Below are 13,114 nucleotides of genomic sequence, written 5' to 3'. Positions count from 1 at the left end.
TGCCGGGCCGCAGGCATCGCCCCCGGCGAAGGGGTCGACGGCCACAGGCAGTGAGCAAGCCTGGGGGAGTGCTTTCATGCCGTCTTTTTCAGCTTGGGGTCGAGCAGGTCGCGCACGCCGTCGCCGAGCAGCTGCAGAGACAGCGCCGTGAAGATGATCGCGAGCCCCGGGAACAGCACCACCCAGAAGGCCTGGTGCGCGTACTGCTGGCTGCCCGCGACCATCGTGCCCCAGGTCGGAATCTCGGGCGGCACACCCACGCCGAGGAACGAGAGCCCCGCCTCGGCCAGGATGGCGTAGGCGAAGATGAACGACACCTGCACCAGGATCGGCGACATCAGGTTCGGCAGGATGTGCCGCCACAGGATGCGCGAGGTGCGCACGCCCAGCGCGCGCACCGCTTCCACGAAGAGCAGTTCGCGCACCACCAGCGTGGAGGCCCGCACCACCCGCGCCACGCGCGGCGTGTAGACCAGCACCAGCGCCAGCACCGTGTTGACCAGCGAGGGCCCGAGGATGGCCACCAGCGCGATGGCCAGCAGGATGTCGGGGAAGGACATCATCGCGTCGACCACGCGCATCAGCGGCGCATCGAGCCGGCGGAAGAAGCCCGCCATCAGGCCCAGCACGGTGCCGGCGATCACGGCGCCCAGCGCGGTGAGCGCGGCGATGGCCAGCGAGTAGCGCGCGCCATGCACGATGCGCGAATAGAGGTCGCGGCCGAGTTCGTCGGTGCCGAGCAGGTGCTCGGCGCTCGGCGCCTTCAGGCGTTCGAGCACGGCCGTGTCGTTGGGGTCGATGGAAGCGAACAGCGGCGCGCCGATCGCGAGCACCGCGATCACCAGCAGCACCAGCGCGGACACCATCACGATGCGTCTGTGCATCAGCTGGCGGAGCATTCGGGGCATTTGCATCAGATGCCTCCAGCCACAGCAATACAAAGGGTCGAGGAGCCGATTCCAGAAATACCGCGGAACCGGCTCTGCCGGGCCGCTGGTATTGCCCCCTGCAAGGGGGTTGGAGGCCACACGAAGTGGGCAAGCCTGGGGGTATTCATACTTTGACGCGCGGGTCGACCACCGCGTACAGCAGGTCGATGGAGAAATTGATGAGCACGTAGATCGCCGCAATGACGAGCAGCGCCCCCTGGATCACCGGATAGTCGCGCCGCAGCACCGCACTGACCACGAGGTTGCCCACGCCCGGCAGGCCGAAGACGGTCTCGGTGATGACGGCGCCGCCGATCATCAGCGCGATCGTGAGGCCGATCACCGTGACGATGGGCACCAGCGCATTGCGCAGCGCGTGCTTGAGCACCACGGTGCCCTCGCTCAGGCCCTTGGAACGCGCGGTGCGCACGTAGTCCTCGCCGAGCACGTCGAGCATCGAGGCGCGGGTGAAACGGATGATGAGCGCCGAGTTCAGCAGGCCCAGCACGGCGGCCGGCAGCACCAGCGCATGCAGGCGCTCGGCGAAGGGCGCATCGGGCGCGCCGTAGCCAGACACCGGGAACCAGCCCAGCGACACGGCGAAGATCTGGATCAGCACGATGCCGAGCCAGAAGCTCGGGATGCTGGCACCCAGCATCGCGATGCCGGTGAAGAGCTGGTCGACCGCGCGCCCCCGGAACACCGCCGACACGATGCCGCACGGCACGCCGATCAGCGCCGCGATGGCCACCGCCATCAAAGCGAGCAGCGCGGTGGGCTCGGAGCGCTCCCACAGCGCCTGCGTCACGGGGCGCTGCAGGAAGATCGACTGGCCCAGGTTGCCCTGCAGCACCTCGCGCAGCCAGTAGCCGAACTGCACGGGCAGCGGCTTGTCGAGGCCGTATTCCTTCTGCACGCGGGCGATGTCGGCCGCGGTGGCCTGGTCGCCCAGCAGCACCGAGACCGGGTCGCCCGACGCGGCGCGCGTGAGCACGAAGACCAGCACCGCCACGATGGCGAGCACGACCAGCATGCCCGCGACGCGAGAGGCGATGTAGCGGAACAGCGATTTCTTCATCACGCTGAAAACTCGAGGGCCGCAGCGGAACCGACCGCGATGTACTGCCCGGTGAACTGAATGTCGCCGCCCTTCACGCGGAAGACCGTCACGTTGTCGCCCTGCTTGTTGTGGCACACGTAGAGGAACCTGCCGCTGGGGTCGAGCGTGCAGCTGCGCGGGTAGTTGCCGCGCGACCATTCCTCTCGCACCAGCGAGGGCGCGCCGGTGCGGGCGTCGACCTTGAAGATCGAGATCGAGTCATGCAGCCGGTTGAGCGACACGAAGTGCTGGCCGTCGGGCAGCATGCGGATGCCCGATGCGTAGCTCGTGCCCTTGAAGCCCTTGGGCAGCGCCGAGGTCTCGTTCACCAGCGTGAGCACGCCGGTGGCGTCGTCGTAGCGCATGAAGGCGATGGTCGAGGCCTCCTCGTTCACCAGGTAGAGCCACTTGCCGTTCGGGTGGAACACGAAGTGGCGCGCGCCGGAGCTTTCGGACACGGCCACGGTGCTCGGCTGGCTCAGCACGCCGGTGGCGCGGTCGAAGCGGTAGGAGATGACGCGGTCGAGCCCCAGGTCGGCCACGAGCACGAAGTTGCCCTTCGGGTCGGCATGCACCATGTGCGCGTGCGGGCCGTCGTGGTCGCTGGTGGCGAAGCCTTCGTGCGAGCGCGCGGCCTGCGGCACCACGTCGGCGCCGGGCTTGCAGGGCGTGCCGGCGCCGCAGGCTTCCGCGTCCTTGTAGACGACGGCTGCGACGGCAGGGTCGGGCGTGCCGTCGGCGCGTAGCGCGAGCACGCTGACGTCGCCGCTCGCGTAGTTGGCGGTGAAGAGAAAGCGGCCGTCGGGGTGCACGCTGATGTAGGCAGGGTCCTTGCCGCCGCAGGGCGTCTCGGAGACGAAGCTCAGCGCGCCGTCTGCACCGATACGAAAAGCCGAGACCGAGCCGGCCTCGAACTCGTTGGCCGCATAGAGCATCGGCAGCTTCGGGTGGCGCGCGAGCGAGGCGGGGTTGCGCAGCTTCGCGCCCTCTCCCGTGCCTGCCACGGCCGCCGGTGCGCCGGGAATGGGCTTGAGCGCGCCGGTGGCGCTGTCGAGCACGAACTGGTGCACGCCCTGTCCGCGGCCGCCGCGCCACGGCTTGCCGCCGTCGCTGTAGGTGCCGACGTAGGCGTAGACCGGGCCCTGGGCGGCAGCCCGGGCGGCGAAGGCAAGGGAAGGTTCGAGGCCCAGAGCCCCGAGGCCGGAGGCCAGTGCGCTGGCTTGCAGGAGTTGGCGACGCGACGGCATGGCTGTGTGTCTCCGCCTTCTTACTTGATCTTCGCGTTCCAGAAGAACGGCCAGGTCGCGGGCTGGTAGTTGTCCAGCGCCGGGCTCTTGGCCGAGAGGCCGTTGAACTTGCCGACGTTGATGTACGGCACCTCGTCGTACACCACCTGCTGCACCTTGCCCCACAGCGCGCCGCGCTTGGCGGGGTCGCTCTCGACGTTGAAGGCCTGCAGCGCCGACTTCTTGGCAGGCGTTTCCCACCAGCCGGGCGCGCCGTCCCCGAGCTGCGGCGGCGAGAGCATGGGCTCGGGGAACTGCCCCGAGTGGGTGACGTAGATGTCCCACAGCTTGGCGTCGTTGCGCCGCTGCACCAGCGTGGCCCAGTCGACCACGTTGAGGTCGACCTTGAAGCCGGCGCGCTTGAGCTGCTCGGCCATCAGCAGCGCCATGTTGTAGTGGAAGTCGTACTGGCGGCTGGTGAGCACGCGGATCGGCTCGCCCTTGTAGCCGGCCTTGGCGGCGGCTTCCTTGGCCTTGGCGGCGTTGCGCTGGTTGTACTGGTCGGCGCCCGCGGTCGAATAGAAGGGCGAGCCCTTCGGGAAGTGGTTGGGCTCGGCGGTGAAGAAGCGCGTATCGCCGAAGCCGGCGGCGAGCATCTCGCCTTCGCCCAGCGCGGTCTGGATCGCCTGGCGCACAGGCTGGCTGGCTGCCACGCCTTCCTTGGTGTTGAGCACGAGGTACGGGAAGCCGAACGAGGGCGTCATGATCGGCACGGTCTTGCCGCCCGACTTCTCCAGCCGCGGCAGCGCTTCCACCGGCAGCAGGTCGGCGAAGTCGTACTGGCCGGCCAGCGCGCCCTCGACGCGGGTGCTGGCGTTGGGCACGGGCACGAAGCGCAGCTCCTCGATGGCCGCCTCGCGCTTGCCGCCATAGCCGCTGGCGGCCTCCTTGCGCGGGCTGTACTTGTCGAAGCGGGTGAGCAGCACGAACTGGTCGGGGCGGCGCTCCTTGAACTTGTAGGGGCCTGTGCCCACGAACTCCTTCAGCGGCGAGGCGATGGAGTCCTTGGCCATGATGGCGGCCATGCCGCTGGGCAGCGCGAGCTGCGACAGCAGCGGCGCGTAGGGTTCCTTCAGCACGATCTCCACCGCCAGCGGGCCCTTGGCCTTGAGGCTGTCGATTTCCTTGCCCACGGCCTTGCCGCGCGGCGACTGGTCCATCCAGCGCTGCAGGCTGGCCACCACGTCGTCGGCCGTGAGCTCGCGGCCGCTGTGCAGCATCACGCCCTTGCGCAGGGTGATGGCGTAGGTCTTGCCGTCGGCCGAGATCTTCGGCATGCCCTCGGCCAGCATCGGCACCACGTTCCACTTGGCGTCGAAGGTGTAGAGCGTCTCGTACACGTGCTGCATGATGGTTCCGACCAGGTCTGCGGTGGAAGCCATCGGGTCGAGCGTCTGCGGCTCCGCCACCATCGCCAGCGTGGCGAAATTGCGCGGCCCCTGGGCATGGACGCTCTGGTGGGGCAGCGCGGCGCACAGCACCGCGAGCAGGGAGGCACCCAGCAGGCTGCGCTTGGACAGCATGGGCAGGCGCTGGACGGGACCGACGTGGGGCATGGGGAACTCCTTCATGGGGCGGACTGATTTGTGAAAGAAATTTTCTCTCTGGCCCGGACTTTGAAGCAGTATCCATGCCAAATCATCCGTGTTAACCCTCGTTCGGACGATTTTTTGAAATAGATTTTCAAATCAGAGGGATACTCGCGGCTGGCTCCAGCCCTTGTTTCCTTGTTCCTTCCCTTCTTCCTTCAACCACTACTCAGGAGTACCCATGCCCCTCGAATACCTCGGCGCCCCGCCCCTTGCCTCCGACCGCCAGGTCCGCCCCTTCTCCCCGGCCGTGCGCGCCGGCGACTTCATCTACGTCTCGGGCCAGGTGCCCGTGAACAAGGACGGCGAGATCGTGGTGGGCGGCATCGAGGCGCAGACGCGCCAGGTGATGGAGAACATCAAGTCCGTGCTCGCGCTGGCTGGCGCCACCCTCGACGACGTCTGCAAGAGCACCTGCTGGCTGCAGGACGCGCGCGACTTTGGTGCCTTCAACCGCATCTACATGAGCTATTTCGGTGAGAACAAGCCGGCCCGCTCGACCACCGAGGCGCGGCTGATGGTCGATGCGCGGGTGGAGATCGACGTGGTGGCCTACAAGCCCAAGGCCTGAGAAAGCGGGATCGGACAGCCGGACGCGAAGAGCGCGAAAGTAAGACCCGGAAAATTCTTCCGGATTCGCTTTTGTTGCGTCCGGTCTTGCGCCTTCAGCCGTGCAATTCGGTCTTGCGCTGGATGATCCGCGAGACCAGCCCGTACTCCACCGCCTCCTCGGCCGAGAGCCAGCGGTCGCGCTCGATGTCGGCCAGCACCACGTCGATGGGCTTGCCGGTCTCGCGAGCGATCTCGTGCGCGATGCGCTGGCGGGCCTTGATGATTTCCTGGGCCTGGATGGCGATGTCGGTCGCCTGGCCGCCCGCGCCGCCGCTGGGCTGGTGGATCAGGAAGCGCGTGTTGGGCAGGCACACGCGGCGCTCGCGCGGTGCCGCCAGGAACAGGTGCGTGGCCGCGCTGCCCACCCAGCCGGTGCCGATCATGTTCACCGGCGCGCTGATGAAACGCACGATGTCGTGGATGGCATCGCCCGACTCCAGGTGCCCGCCGGGCGAGCTCACGAGAATGTCGATGGGCTTCGCGGCGCTGTCGGCGTCCAGCGCGATCAGCCGGCGCGTCACGTCGGCGGCCACCGAATCGGTGATGGCGCCGAAGATCAGCAGCGTGCGCGACTTGAACGCCTTTTCTTCCAGGTAGGAGTTGCGCGGCTCGGCCGTGGCGGCGGGCTTGGTGTCGTCTTCGTCGGATCCCATCGAGAACATGGGCATGGTGGGTTGCTGCATGAAGAAAGCTCCTGTGGTTGGACTGTCTTGACGAACAAGCCCACAGTTTCGTGACATTGCGCGGGCATTGCACGGGCTTTGCGCACCATGGCAAGCTGTGCGGATGCTCGACGAACACTACCTCTCGCAATTCCCGGCACTGCGCGGCCGGCTGGTCCGCGCGGCGGCGCGCATGCTCGGCGGCCCGGCCGATGCCGAGGACGTGGTGCAAGAGAGCTACCTGCGCGCGCTGGAAGCCGGCGAAAGGCCCGGGCCCGAATCGATGCAGGCCTGGCTGACGACCGTGATGCAGCACCTCGCGATCGACCGGCTGCGTCGCGACGGCTGGATGCAGCGCTGGCTGCGCGATGCCGAGGGGCTCGCATCCGAGGCGCCTTCGGCGGAGAGCGAGGCTGCGCAGGCCGAATCCATCGATCAGGCCTTGCGCCTTGTCGCCGCGAAGCTATCGCCGGCCGACGGCGCCGCGGTGCTGCTGCGCGAAGTCTTCGAAGCCAGCTTCAGGGAAATCGCCGAGGCCGCCGGCAGGACCGAGGCGGCCTGCAGGCAGCAGCTGCATCGCGCACTGCTGCGGCTGCGCGAGGAAAAGAGCCGGGATGAAGCCGGCTCCTCGGACACGGTCTTCCATGTCTACCGGCAGGCGCTGCAGGACTGCGATGCGCGCGTGTTGTTCGCGATGCTGCGGCAGCCGCCTGCGCGGGCCTTGTCGATGTCTGCGAGCGCGGCCGGTGAAACACCACGCACCGTCTGCCAGGTGATGCAGATGGGCGGCCGGCTTGGACTCGTGCTCACGCTGGGAGGCAAGGTGCTGTGTGTCTTGCCGCTCGATGCAAGGCAGACGGACGAAGAGGCCGAAGCAGCCCTGTCGTATTAGCCCCTTCCCCCTCTGGGGGAAGGTTGGGATGGGGGCAAGCTGCGGTTGTTCGGCGCAGTGCTTTGTTGAACGCCGCCGTGCCCCCACCCCTGCCCTCCCCCAGCGGGGGAGGGAGAAAGACAAAGACCGGTATCAACCCGCCAATCGCCCCGCCACCAGCTGCAGCACCCGGTCGCAGCGCTTCGCCAGGTCCTGGTCGTGCGTCACCATCACGAAGGCGGTGCCGTGCCGGCGTGCGAGGTCGAGCATCAGTTCGAAGACGGTGTCGGCGGTGCTTCGGTCGAGGTTGCCGGTGGGCTCGTCGGCCAATACGCAGGCCGGCTGCGTGACCAGAGCGCGCGCGATCGCCACGCGCTGGCGCTCGCCGCCCGAGAGTTCGGCGGGGCGGTGGTGCAGGCGCTGGCCCAGGCCCACGCTCTCGAGGATCTTCGCGGCCGACTGCGCGGCGGCCTGCTTCTCGACGCGGCGGATCTTCAGTGGCATGGCCACGTTGTCCAGCGCGCTGAATTCGGGCAGCAGGTGGTGGAACTGGTAGACGAAGCCCAGGTGCTGATTGCGCAGCCGCCCCTGCTCGGCCGGATCGGCGTGGGCGATGTCCTTGCCCAGCAGCTCGACCTTGCCGGTGGTGGGCTCGTCGAGCCCGCCCATCAGGTGCAGCAGCGTGCTCTTGCCGGAGCCGGAGGCGCCGACGATGGCCAGCGTCTCGCCGGCGTGCACGTCGAGGTCGATGCCGTGCAGCACGGTCAGGTCGAGCCTGCCCTCGTGGAACCGCTTGGTCAGTCCACGGGCCTTCAGTACAACTTCACTCATAACGCAGGGCTTCGGCGGGGTTCACGCGGCTGGCGCGCCAGCTCGGATACAGCGTGGCGACGAAGGCCAGCACTAGGGAAATGATCGCGATGGGCACGATGTCGCTTTGCTGCGGATCGCTGGGCATCTTGCTGATCAGGTAGATGTCCTTCGGCAGGAAGCTCGCATGGAACAGCTGCTCCAGGAAGGGCACGATCACGTCGATGTTGTAGGCGATGCCCAGGCCCAGCAGCAGGCCGGCCACGGTGCCGATCACGCCGACCATCGCACCCTGCACCACGAAGATGCCCATGATGCTGCGCGGCGAGCTGCCCAGCGTGCGCAGGATGGCGATGTCGGCGCGCTTGTCGGTCACGGTCATCACGAGCGTGGAGACCAGGTTGAAGGCCGCCACCGCCACGATCAGCGTGAGGATGATGAACATCATGCGTTTCTCGACCTGCACCGCCGCGAACCAGGTCTTGTTCTGGCGCGTCCAGTCGCGGATGAGGAACTCGCCCGGCAGGCTCACCGCCAGCTGGTCGGCCACCTCGCGCGCCTCGTTGAGGTTCTTGAGCTTCAGGCGGATGCCGGTGGGGCCTTCGAGGCGGAACACCTTGGCGGCGTCCTGCTCGTGCACCATGGCCAGCGCGGAGTCGTATTCGTAGTGGCCCGAGTCGAAGGTGCCGACCACGGTGAACTGCTTGAGCCGAGGCACCACGCCCGCCGGCGTGACCTGCCCGCCCGGCGCCACCAGCGTGACCTGGTCGCCCGGCTGCACGAAGAGCGAGCGCGCGAGTTCCGCGCCGAGCACGATGCCGAACTGGCCCGGCACGAGCTTGTCGAAGGTGCCGCGCGAGGCGATGCCGTTGATGTCGGTGACCTCGGGCTCGAGCTTCGGGTCGATGCCGCGCACCAGCGTGCCCTTCATGTCCTCGCCGCGCGCGATGAGCGCCTGCGTGTTGATGAAGGGCGCCGCGCCGACCACCTCGGGGTGCTTGCGCGCCGCCGCCATGATCTGGTCGAGCTGCTGCAGCGCCTGCCCGTCGCGCGAGAAGATCTCGATGTGCGACACCACGCCGAGCATGCGGTCGCGCACTTCCTTCTGGAAGCCGTTCATCACACTGAGCACAATGATCAGCGCCGCCACGCCCAGCGCGATGCCGAGCATCGAGACACCGGAGATGAAGGAGATGAAGCCGTTGCGCCGCGTCGCCCGGCCTGCACGCGTGTAGCGCCAGCCGAGCTGCAGTTCATAAGGAAGTCGCATAGGGTCGGAATTGTGGCATTCCGGGCAACCCTGGGGCTTCCCGGACAATAGGGGGATGGCCGAAACCTCCCCACGCCAATTGCTGATCCCTTTCGCCGGCCGCGGTTCCCCGTCATGCCGCGCGGCCCTCTCCACGCTCAGGCTCCCCAATCTCGAAAACCTGCTCTCGCGGCTCACCCTCGCGGAGACCGACACGCAGGACGAAAGCACGCGCTCGCCTCCGCATGAACGCGCGCTGGCGCAGGCGCTGGGCATCTCCGCGCCCGACGGCTGCATTCCCTGGGCCGCGCTAGAAGCGCGCCGGCTGGGCATCGCCGCGCCGGGCGACACCGAGGGCTGGGGCACCGTCACGCTGTGCAACTGGCAGGTCGGCATCGACGACGTGGTGCTGGGCGATCCGGCCTCCATCGAGATCGACGCCGGCGAGTCGGCCGCACTGCTGGAAGCCGCCCGCCCCTTCTTCGAGGAGGACGGCATCGCACTGCATGCCTCGCCCGTGCCCGGCCGCTGGCTGGCGCGCGCGGGCATCTTCGACGGGCTGGCCACTGCTTCCATCGACCGCGCCGTGGGCTACCCCGTCTCGCAGTGGTCGCCGCTGGCCGATGCCGCGCGGCCGCTACGCCGGCTGCAGAACGAGATGCAGATGCTGCTGTACACCCAGCGCGTGAACGACGACCGCGCCGCGCGCGGCGTGCCGCCCATCAACTCCTTCTGGCTCGCCGGCACCGGCGCGCTGAAGAACGAAGCGGCAGCAACCGCCGTCGCACCGGCCGCCGACGACTCTCTGCGCACCGCCGCGCTGCGCGACGACGGCATCGGCTGGGCCGAGGCCTGGCAGGCGCTCGATGCCGGCCCCGTCGCCGCGCTGCTGGCCGAGTACACGCGCGGCGCGAACGACGTGTCGCTCACGCTGTGCGGCGACCGCGCCTCACAGCGCTACACCGTGCAGCCGCGCGGCCTGGCGCGCTGGGCGAAGAGCCTGTTCGAGCGCAAGCGTGCGGCCGGCGTTCTGGAGGCGCTATGAAAATCATAGCCAGGGACATCCCCCCGCGCACCGTCTGGGCGCTGGAGCAGGCCGGCGTTCATCCGCTGCTGGCGCGGCTGTTCGCGGCGCGCGGCGTGCGTGCCAAGGAAGAACTGGACGACGGCCTCGCGCTGCTGCTGCCACCCGACACCCTGCACGGCACCCGCGAAGCCGCCGCGCTGCTGGCCGACGCCATCGCGCAGGACAAGCGCCTGTGCATCGTTGCCGACTACGACTGCGACGGCGCCACCGCCTGCGCGGTCGGCGTGCGCGGCCTGCGCCTGCTGGGCGCGAAGAACGTGAGCTACCTCGTGCCCGACCGCGTGGTCGACGGCTACGGCCTCACGCCGCCCATCGCCGAGCGCGTGGCCGCGAGCGGCGCCGACATGCTCATCACCGTCGACAACGGCATCGCCAGCGTCGAGGGCGTGGCCGCTGGCAAGGCGCGCGGCCTGCAGGTGCTGGTGACCGACCACCACCTGCCCGGGCCCGAGCTGCCCGCGGCCGACGTGCTGGTCAACCCCAACCAGCCCTGCTGCGGCTTCGAGAGCAAGAGCATCGCCGGCGTCGGCGTGATGTTCTACGTGCTGCTCGCGCTGCGCTCCGAGCTGCGCCGGCGCGGCGTGTTCGACACGCCTGCGCCCGCCGCCGGGCCGCCCCAAGGCGGGCCAGCCTCCCCCTCAGGGAGTGGCGAAGCACACGAAGTGGCAAGCCGGGGGGCAGGCAAACCCCAGCCCAAGCTCGATGCGCTGCTGCCGCTCGTCGCACTGGGCACGGTCGCCGACGTGGTTCGGCTCGATGCCAACAATCGCCGCCTCGTGGCGCAGGGCCTGCGCCGCATCCGCGCGGGAAGCATGCCTGCCGGTGTCGCGGCGCTGTTCAAGGCTGCCGGGCGCAACGCGTCCATCGCCACCACCTTCGACTTCGGCTTCGCGCTCGGCCCGCGCATCAACGCCGCGGGCCGGCTTTCGGACATGACGCTGGGCATCGAATGCCTGCTGACCGACGACGCCGGCCGCGCCGAGGAACTCGCGCGCATGCTCGACGGCATCAACCGCGAGCGGCGCGACATCGAGGGCGGGATGCGCGACCAGGCGCTGCTGCTGGCCGAATCGCTGTTCGCCGCCGATGGCGACGGCATCGAGGCGCCGCCGCCGGCCATCAGCGTGTTCGACGCGGGCTTCCATGAAGGCGTGGTCGGCATCGTGGCCTCGCGCATCAAGGACCGCTTCCACCGCCCCACCTTCGTCTTTGCCGCGAGCGGCGCGCCGGGCAAGGAGCAGGAGCTGAAAGGCTCGGGCCGCTCGATCCCGGGCTTCCACCTGCGCGATGCGCTCGACCTCGTGGCCAAGCGCCATCCGGGCGTGCTGCTGCGCTTCGGCGGCCACGCGATGGCCGCGGGCTGCACCGTCGCGCGCGAGCACTTCGAGACCTTCGAGAAGGGCTTCGCGCAGGTCGCGCGCGAGCTGCTGGCCGAATCCGCGCTCACGCGCCAGATCGAGACCGACGGCCCCATCGCACGCGAGTACATGCGCATCGACCTCGTCGACACGCTGCATCGCGAGGTGTGGGGCCAGGGCTTCGCGCCGCCCACCTTCAGCGAGGAGGTGGAAGTGGTGTCGCAGCGGCTGGTGGGCGAGAAGCACCTGTCGCTCAAGCTCAGGCACCAGGGCCAGCCCATCGACGCGATGTGGTTCAGCCACACCGAGCCGCTGCCGCCGAAGGTCAAGCTGGCGTTCCGGCTCGACGCCGACGAGTGGCAGGGGGTGCGGCGGCTGCGCTTCCTGGTCGAGGGTGCGGAGTTCTAGGCGGTCGGGAGGAGCGGACGCCGCCGGCATTCGCGCTCAGGGTTCTTCGGTCGTCTCTTCCGGCTTGTTCGGCTTCTTCGACGCCTTCGATTTTTCCTCCTCTTCTTTCCTCTGCAGGTAGGCCATGACCTTGGTGCCGCTGTAGATGCCGGCGACCTTGTCCATCGGCAGCGACCTGTCCGCCACCAGCGCGATCATGTCGTCGATGGTGCCCACGAAGATGGCCGGCGTGCCGCCGATCTGAGGCAAGCGAAAGAACTGGCGCCAGGTCGGATCGACGATGACGCCGTTCTGGTCGACCGTGTAGCGGTGGGTGTCCTTGCCGTTGCGCTCGACGCGGAGATCGCCGATGGCGTGGATCGTCAACGGATCGCCGTAGCTCTCGATCTTTCCGCGCACATGCTCCTGCGCCCACGCAGCCGCGCTGAAGCACGCCGCGCCGCCATGGAACCCCGCGCCCGGTCTCAGGCCGAAGGCGTCCAGGATGCGCCTGTCGGCCTCGTTCATGGAGTCGTTCACATGGGCCGCACAGCCTATGCTCGAGAACTCCTGGATCAGGGACTTCCGCAGGCTCTGGACCGTGGCACCGTTTTCCGAGAACCCACCCCGAATCCTGTCGATCGGACCGGCCCTGTAGTCGTGCCGGCGCAGCCATTCGGCGCGGTCGTAGACCACGTTGTCGCACAGGATGGTCACGATCGAGTCCATGACGCCCATGGCAGTGAAGCGCCGGCTCCTCGCTGCGGCGGGGCCCCGCCGCAGCCTCCAGCGCCCGATGATGTCGCGGATTCTCCTGATGGCGTCGGCCCGCTCGCCGCGCAAGACGCTCCTGTAGCGCAAAAGCTGCGCATCGATCTGCAGAAGCTCGAGGTTGGTCTTGCCTCGCGCCCCGACCTTCACCGCTGTCGCGCCCTGCCACTCGGCCAACGTGGGCATGTTGTCGAACAAGTAGTCGTCGTCGGTGCTCGGTACGAGAAGATCCCGCTGCAGTGCCTGCAGCCTGTTGTTCATCGCCGTCAGACCCGCCATGGAAATTCGCGCCGCCGCCGCGGCAGTGGATGAAGACGCTCGCGATTAGACACAAACCACAACACTCGCGCCAAGTCCCCCCGAGCGCCCGCAGGTGCTCACGGGCGCGTGGTCGGGACGGATGA

12 protein-coding genes are annotated in these 13,114 nt (G+C 68.5%); 4 read left to right on the top strand and 8 right to left on the bottom strand.

All coding sequences use genetic code 11. From position 1 onward, the window contains the following. Positions 1 to 74 precede the first annotated feature (74 nt). The 4 genes from ACTJLF_RS11915 to ACTJLF_RS11900 all read right to left on the bottom strand — a co-directional run bounded on the left by ACTJLF_RS11915 (position 75) and on the right by ACTJLF_RS11900 (position 4,870). Complete coding sequence (locus tag ACTJLF_RS11915) at positions 75 to 914, bottom strand: ABC transporter permease (protein WP_019654359.1); 840 nt, start codon at positions 912 to 914, stop codon at positions 75 to 77. A gap of 139 nt (positions 915 to 1,053) precedes the next feature. Then, positions 1,054 to 1,995, bottom strand: coding sequence for an ABC transporter permease (locus ACTJLF_RS11910; RefSeq protein WP_126182888.1), 942 nt, complete (start codon positions 1,993 to 1,995; stop codon positions 1,054 to 1,056). A gap of 11 nt (positions 1,996 to 2,006) precedes the next feature. Further along, positions 2,007 to 3,275 (bottom strand): lactonase family protein, encoded by a 1,269-nt coding sequence (locus ACTJLF_RS11905; protein WP_440883140.1) that lies wholly within the window; start codon positions 3,273 to 3,275, stop codon positions 2,007 to 2,009. A gap of 20 nt (positions 3,276 to 3,295) precedes the next feature. Then, entirely contained in the window at positions 3,296 to 4,870 is a 1,575-nt protein-coding gene (locus ACTJLF_RS11900; protein WP_132752369.1) for an ABC transporter substrate-binding protein, read from the bottom strand. Positions 4,871 to 5,084: 214 nt separating this feature from the next. Between ACTJLF_RS11900 and ACTJLF_RS11895 the strand changes: the two genes are divergently transcribed. After that, a complete protein-coding gene (locus ACTJLF_RS11895) occupies positions 5,085 to 5,474 on the top strand; it encodes a RidA family protein (RefSeq protein ID WP_019654363.1) in 390 nt (129 codons plus the stop codon). Positions 5,475 to 5,568: 94 nt separating this feature from the next. Here ACTJLF_RS11895 and ACTJLF_RS11890 read toward each other — a convergent pair whose 3' ends face one another. Then, positions 5,569 to 6,198 (bottom strand): ATP-dependent Clp protease proteolytic subunit, encoded by a 630-nt coding sequence (locus tag ACTJLF_RS11890; RefSeq protein WP_409327442.1) that lies wholly within the window; start codon positions 6,196 to 6,198, stop codon positions 5,569 to 5,571. 103 nt (positions 6,199 to 6,301) lie between these two features. On the opposite strand from ACTJLF_RS11890, the gene ACTJLF_RS11885 reads away from it, so the two are divergent. Then, entirely contained in the window at positions 6,302 to 7,069 is a 768-nt protein-coding gene (locus ACTJLF_RS11885) for a sigma-70 family RNA polymerase sigma factor (RefSeq protein WP_440883139.1), read from the top strand. Between the two features lie 132 nt (positions 7,070 to 7,201). Here the strand turns inward: ACTJLF_RS11885 and lolD are convergent, their stop codons facing one another. Continuing rightward, positions 7,202 to 7,879, bottom strand: a complete 678-nt coding sequence (gene lolD / locus ACTJLF_RS11880) for a lipoprotein-releasing ABC transporter ATP-binding protein LolD (protein ID WP_440883138.1) — start codon at positions 7,877 to 7,879, stop codon at positions 7,202 to 7,204. After that, the gene (locus tag ACTJLF_RS11875) at positions 7,872 to 9,128 is read right to left on the bottom strand and encodes a lipoprotein-releasing ABC transporter permease subunit (protein WP_019654367.1); all 1,257 of its coding nucleotides are present in this window, start codon (positions 9,126 to 9,128) and stop codon (positions 7,872 to 7,874) included. Before ACTJLF_RS11875 ends, lolD begins: the two co-directional genes overlap by 8 nt. 55 nt (positions 9,129 to 9,183) lie before the next feature. Here ACTJLF_RS11875 and ACTJLF_RS11870 point away from each other — a divergent pair, with 55 nt between their 5' ends. Together ACTJLF_RS11870 and recJ are read left to right on the top strand one after the other, a co-directional pair. Further along, positions 9,184 to 10,152, top strand: a complete 969-nt coding sequence (locus ACTJLF_RS11870) for a hypothetical protein (RefSeq protein WP_019654368.1) — start codon at positions 9,184 to 9,186, stop codon at positions 10,150 to 10,152. Further along, positions 10,149 to 11,960 carry a single-stranded-DNA-specific exonuclease RecJ gene (gene recJ / locus ACTJLF_RS11865; protein ID WP_440883137.1) on the top strand — a complete coding sequence of 604 codons (1,812 nt, stop codon included), beginning with the start codon at positions 10,149 to 10,151 and terminating at the stop codon, positions 11,958 to 11,960. Before ACTJLF_RS11870 ends, recJ begins: the two co-directional genes overlap by 4 nt. A gap of 36 nt (positions 11,961 to 11,996) precedes the next feature. Here the strand turns inward: recJ and ACTJLF_RS11860 are convergent, their stop codons facing one another. Beyond that, positions 11,997 to 12,989, bottom strand: coding sequence for a hypothetical protein (locus ACTJLF_RS11860; RefSeq protein WP_440883136.1), 993 nt, complete (start codon positions 12,987 to 12,989; stop codon positions 11,997 to 11,999). Between the last annotated feature and the right edge of the window lie 125 nt (positions 12,990 to 13,114).

The sequence above is a fragment of the Variovorax sp. 22077 genome, from assembly GCF_052044195.1.
Taxonomy (GTDB): domain Bacteria; phylum Pseudomonadota; class Gammaproteobacteria; order Burkholderiales; family Burkholderiaceae_C; genus Variovorax; species Variovorax atrisoli.
The sequence above is the reverse complement of the archived record's forward strand: the minus strand, read 5'-3'. Positions and strand labels throughout refer to the sequence as shown.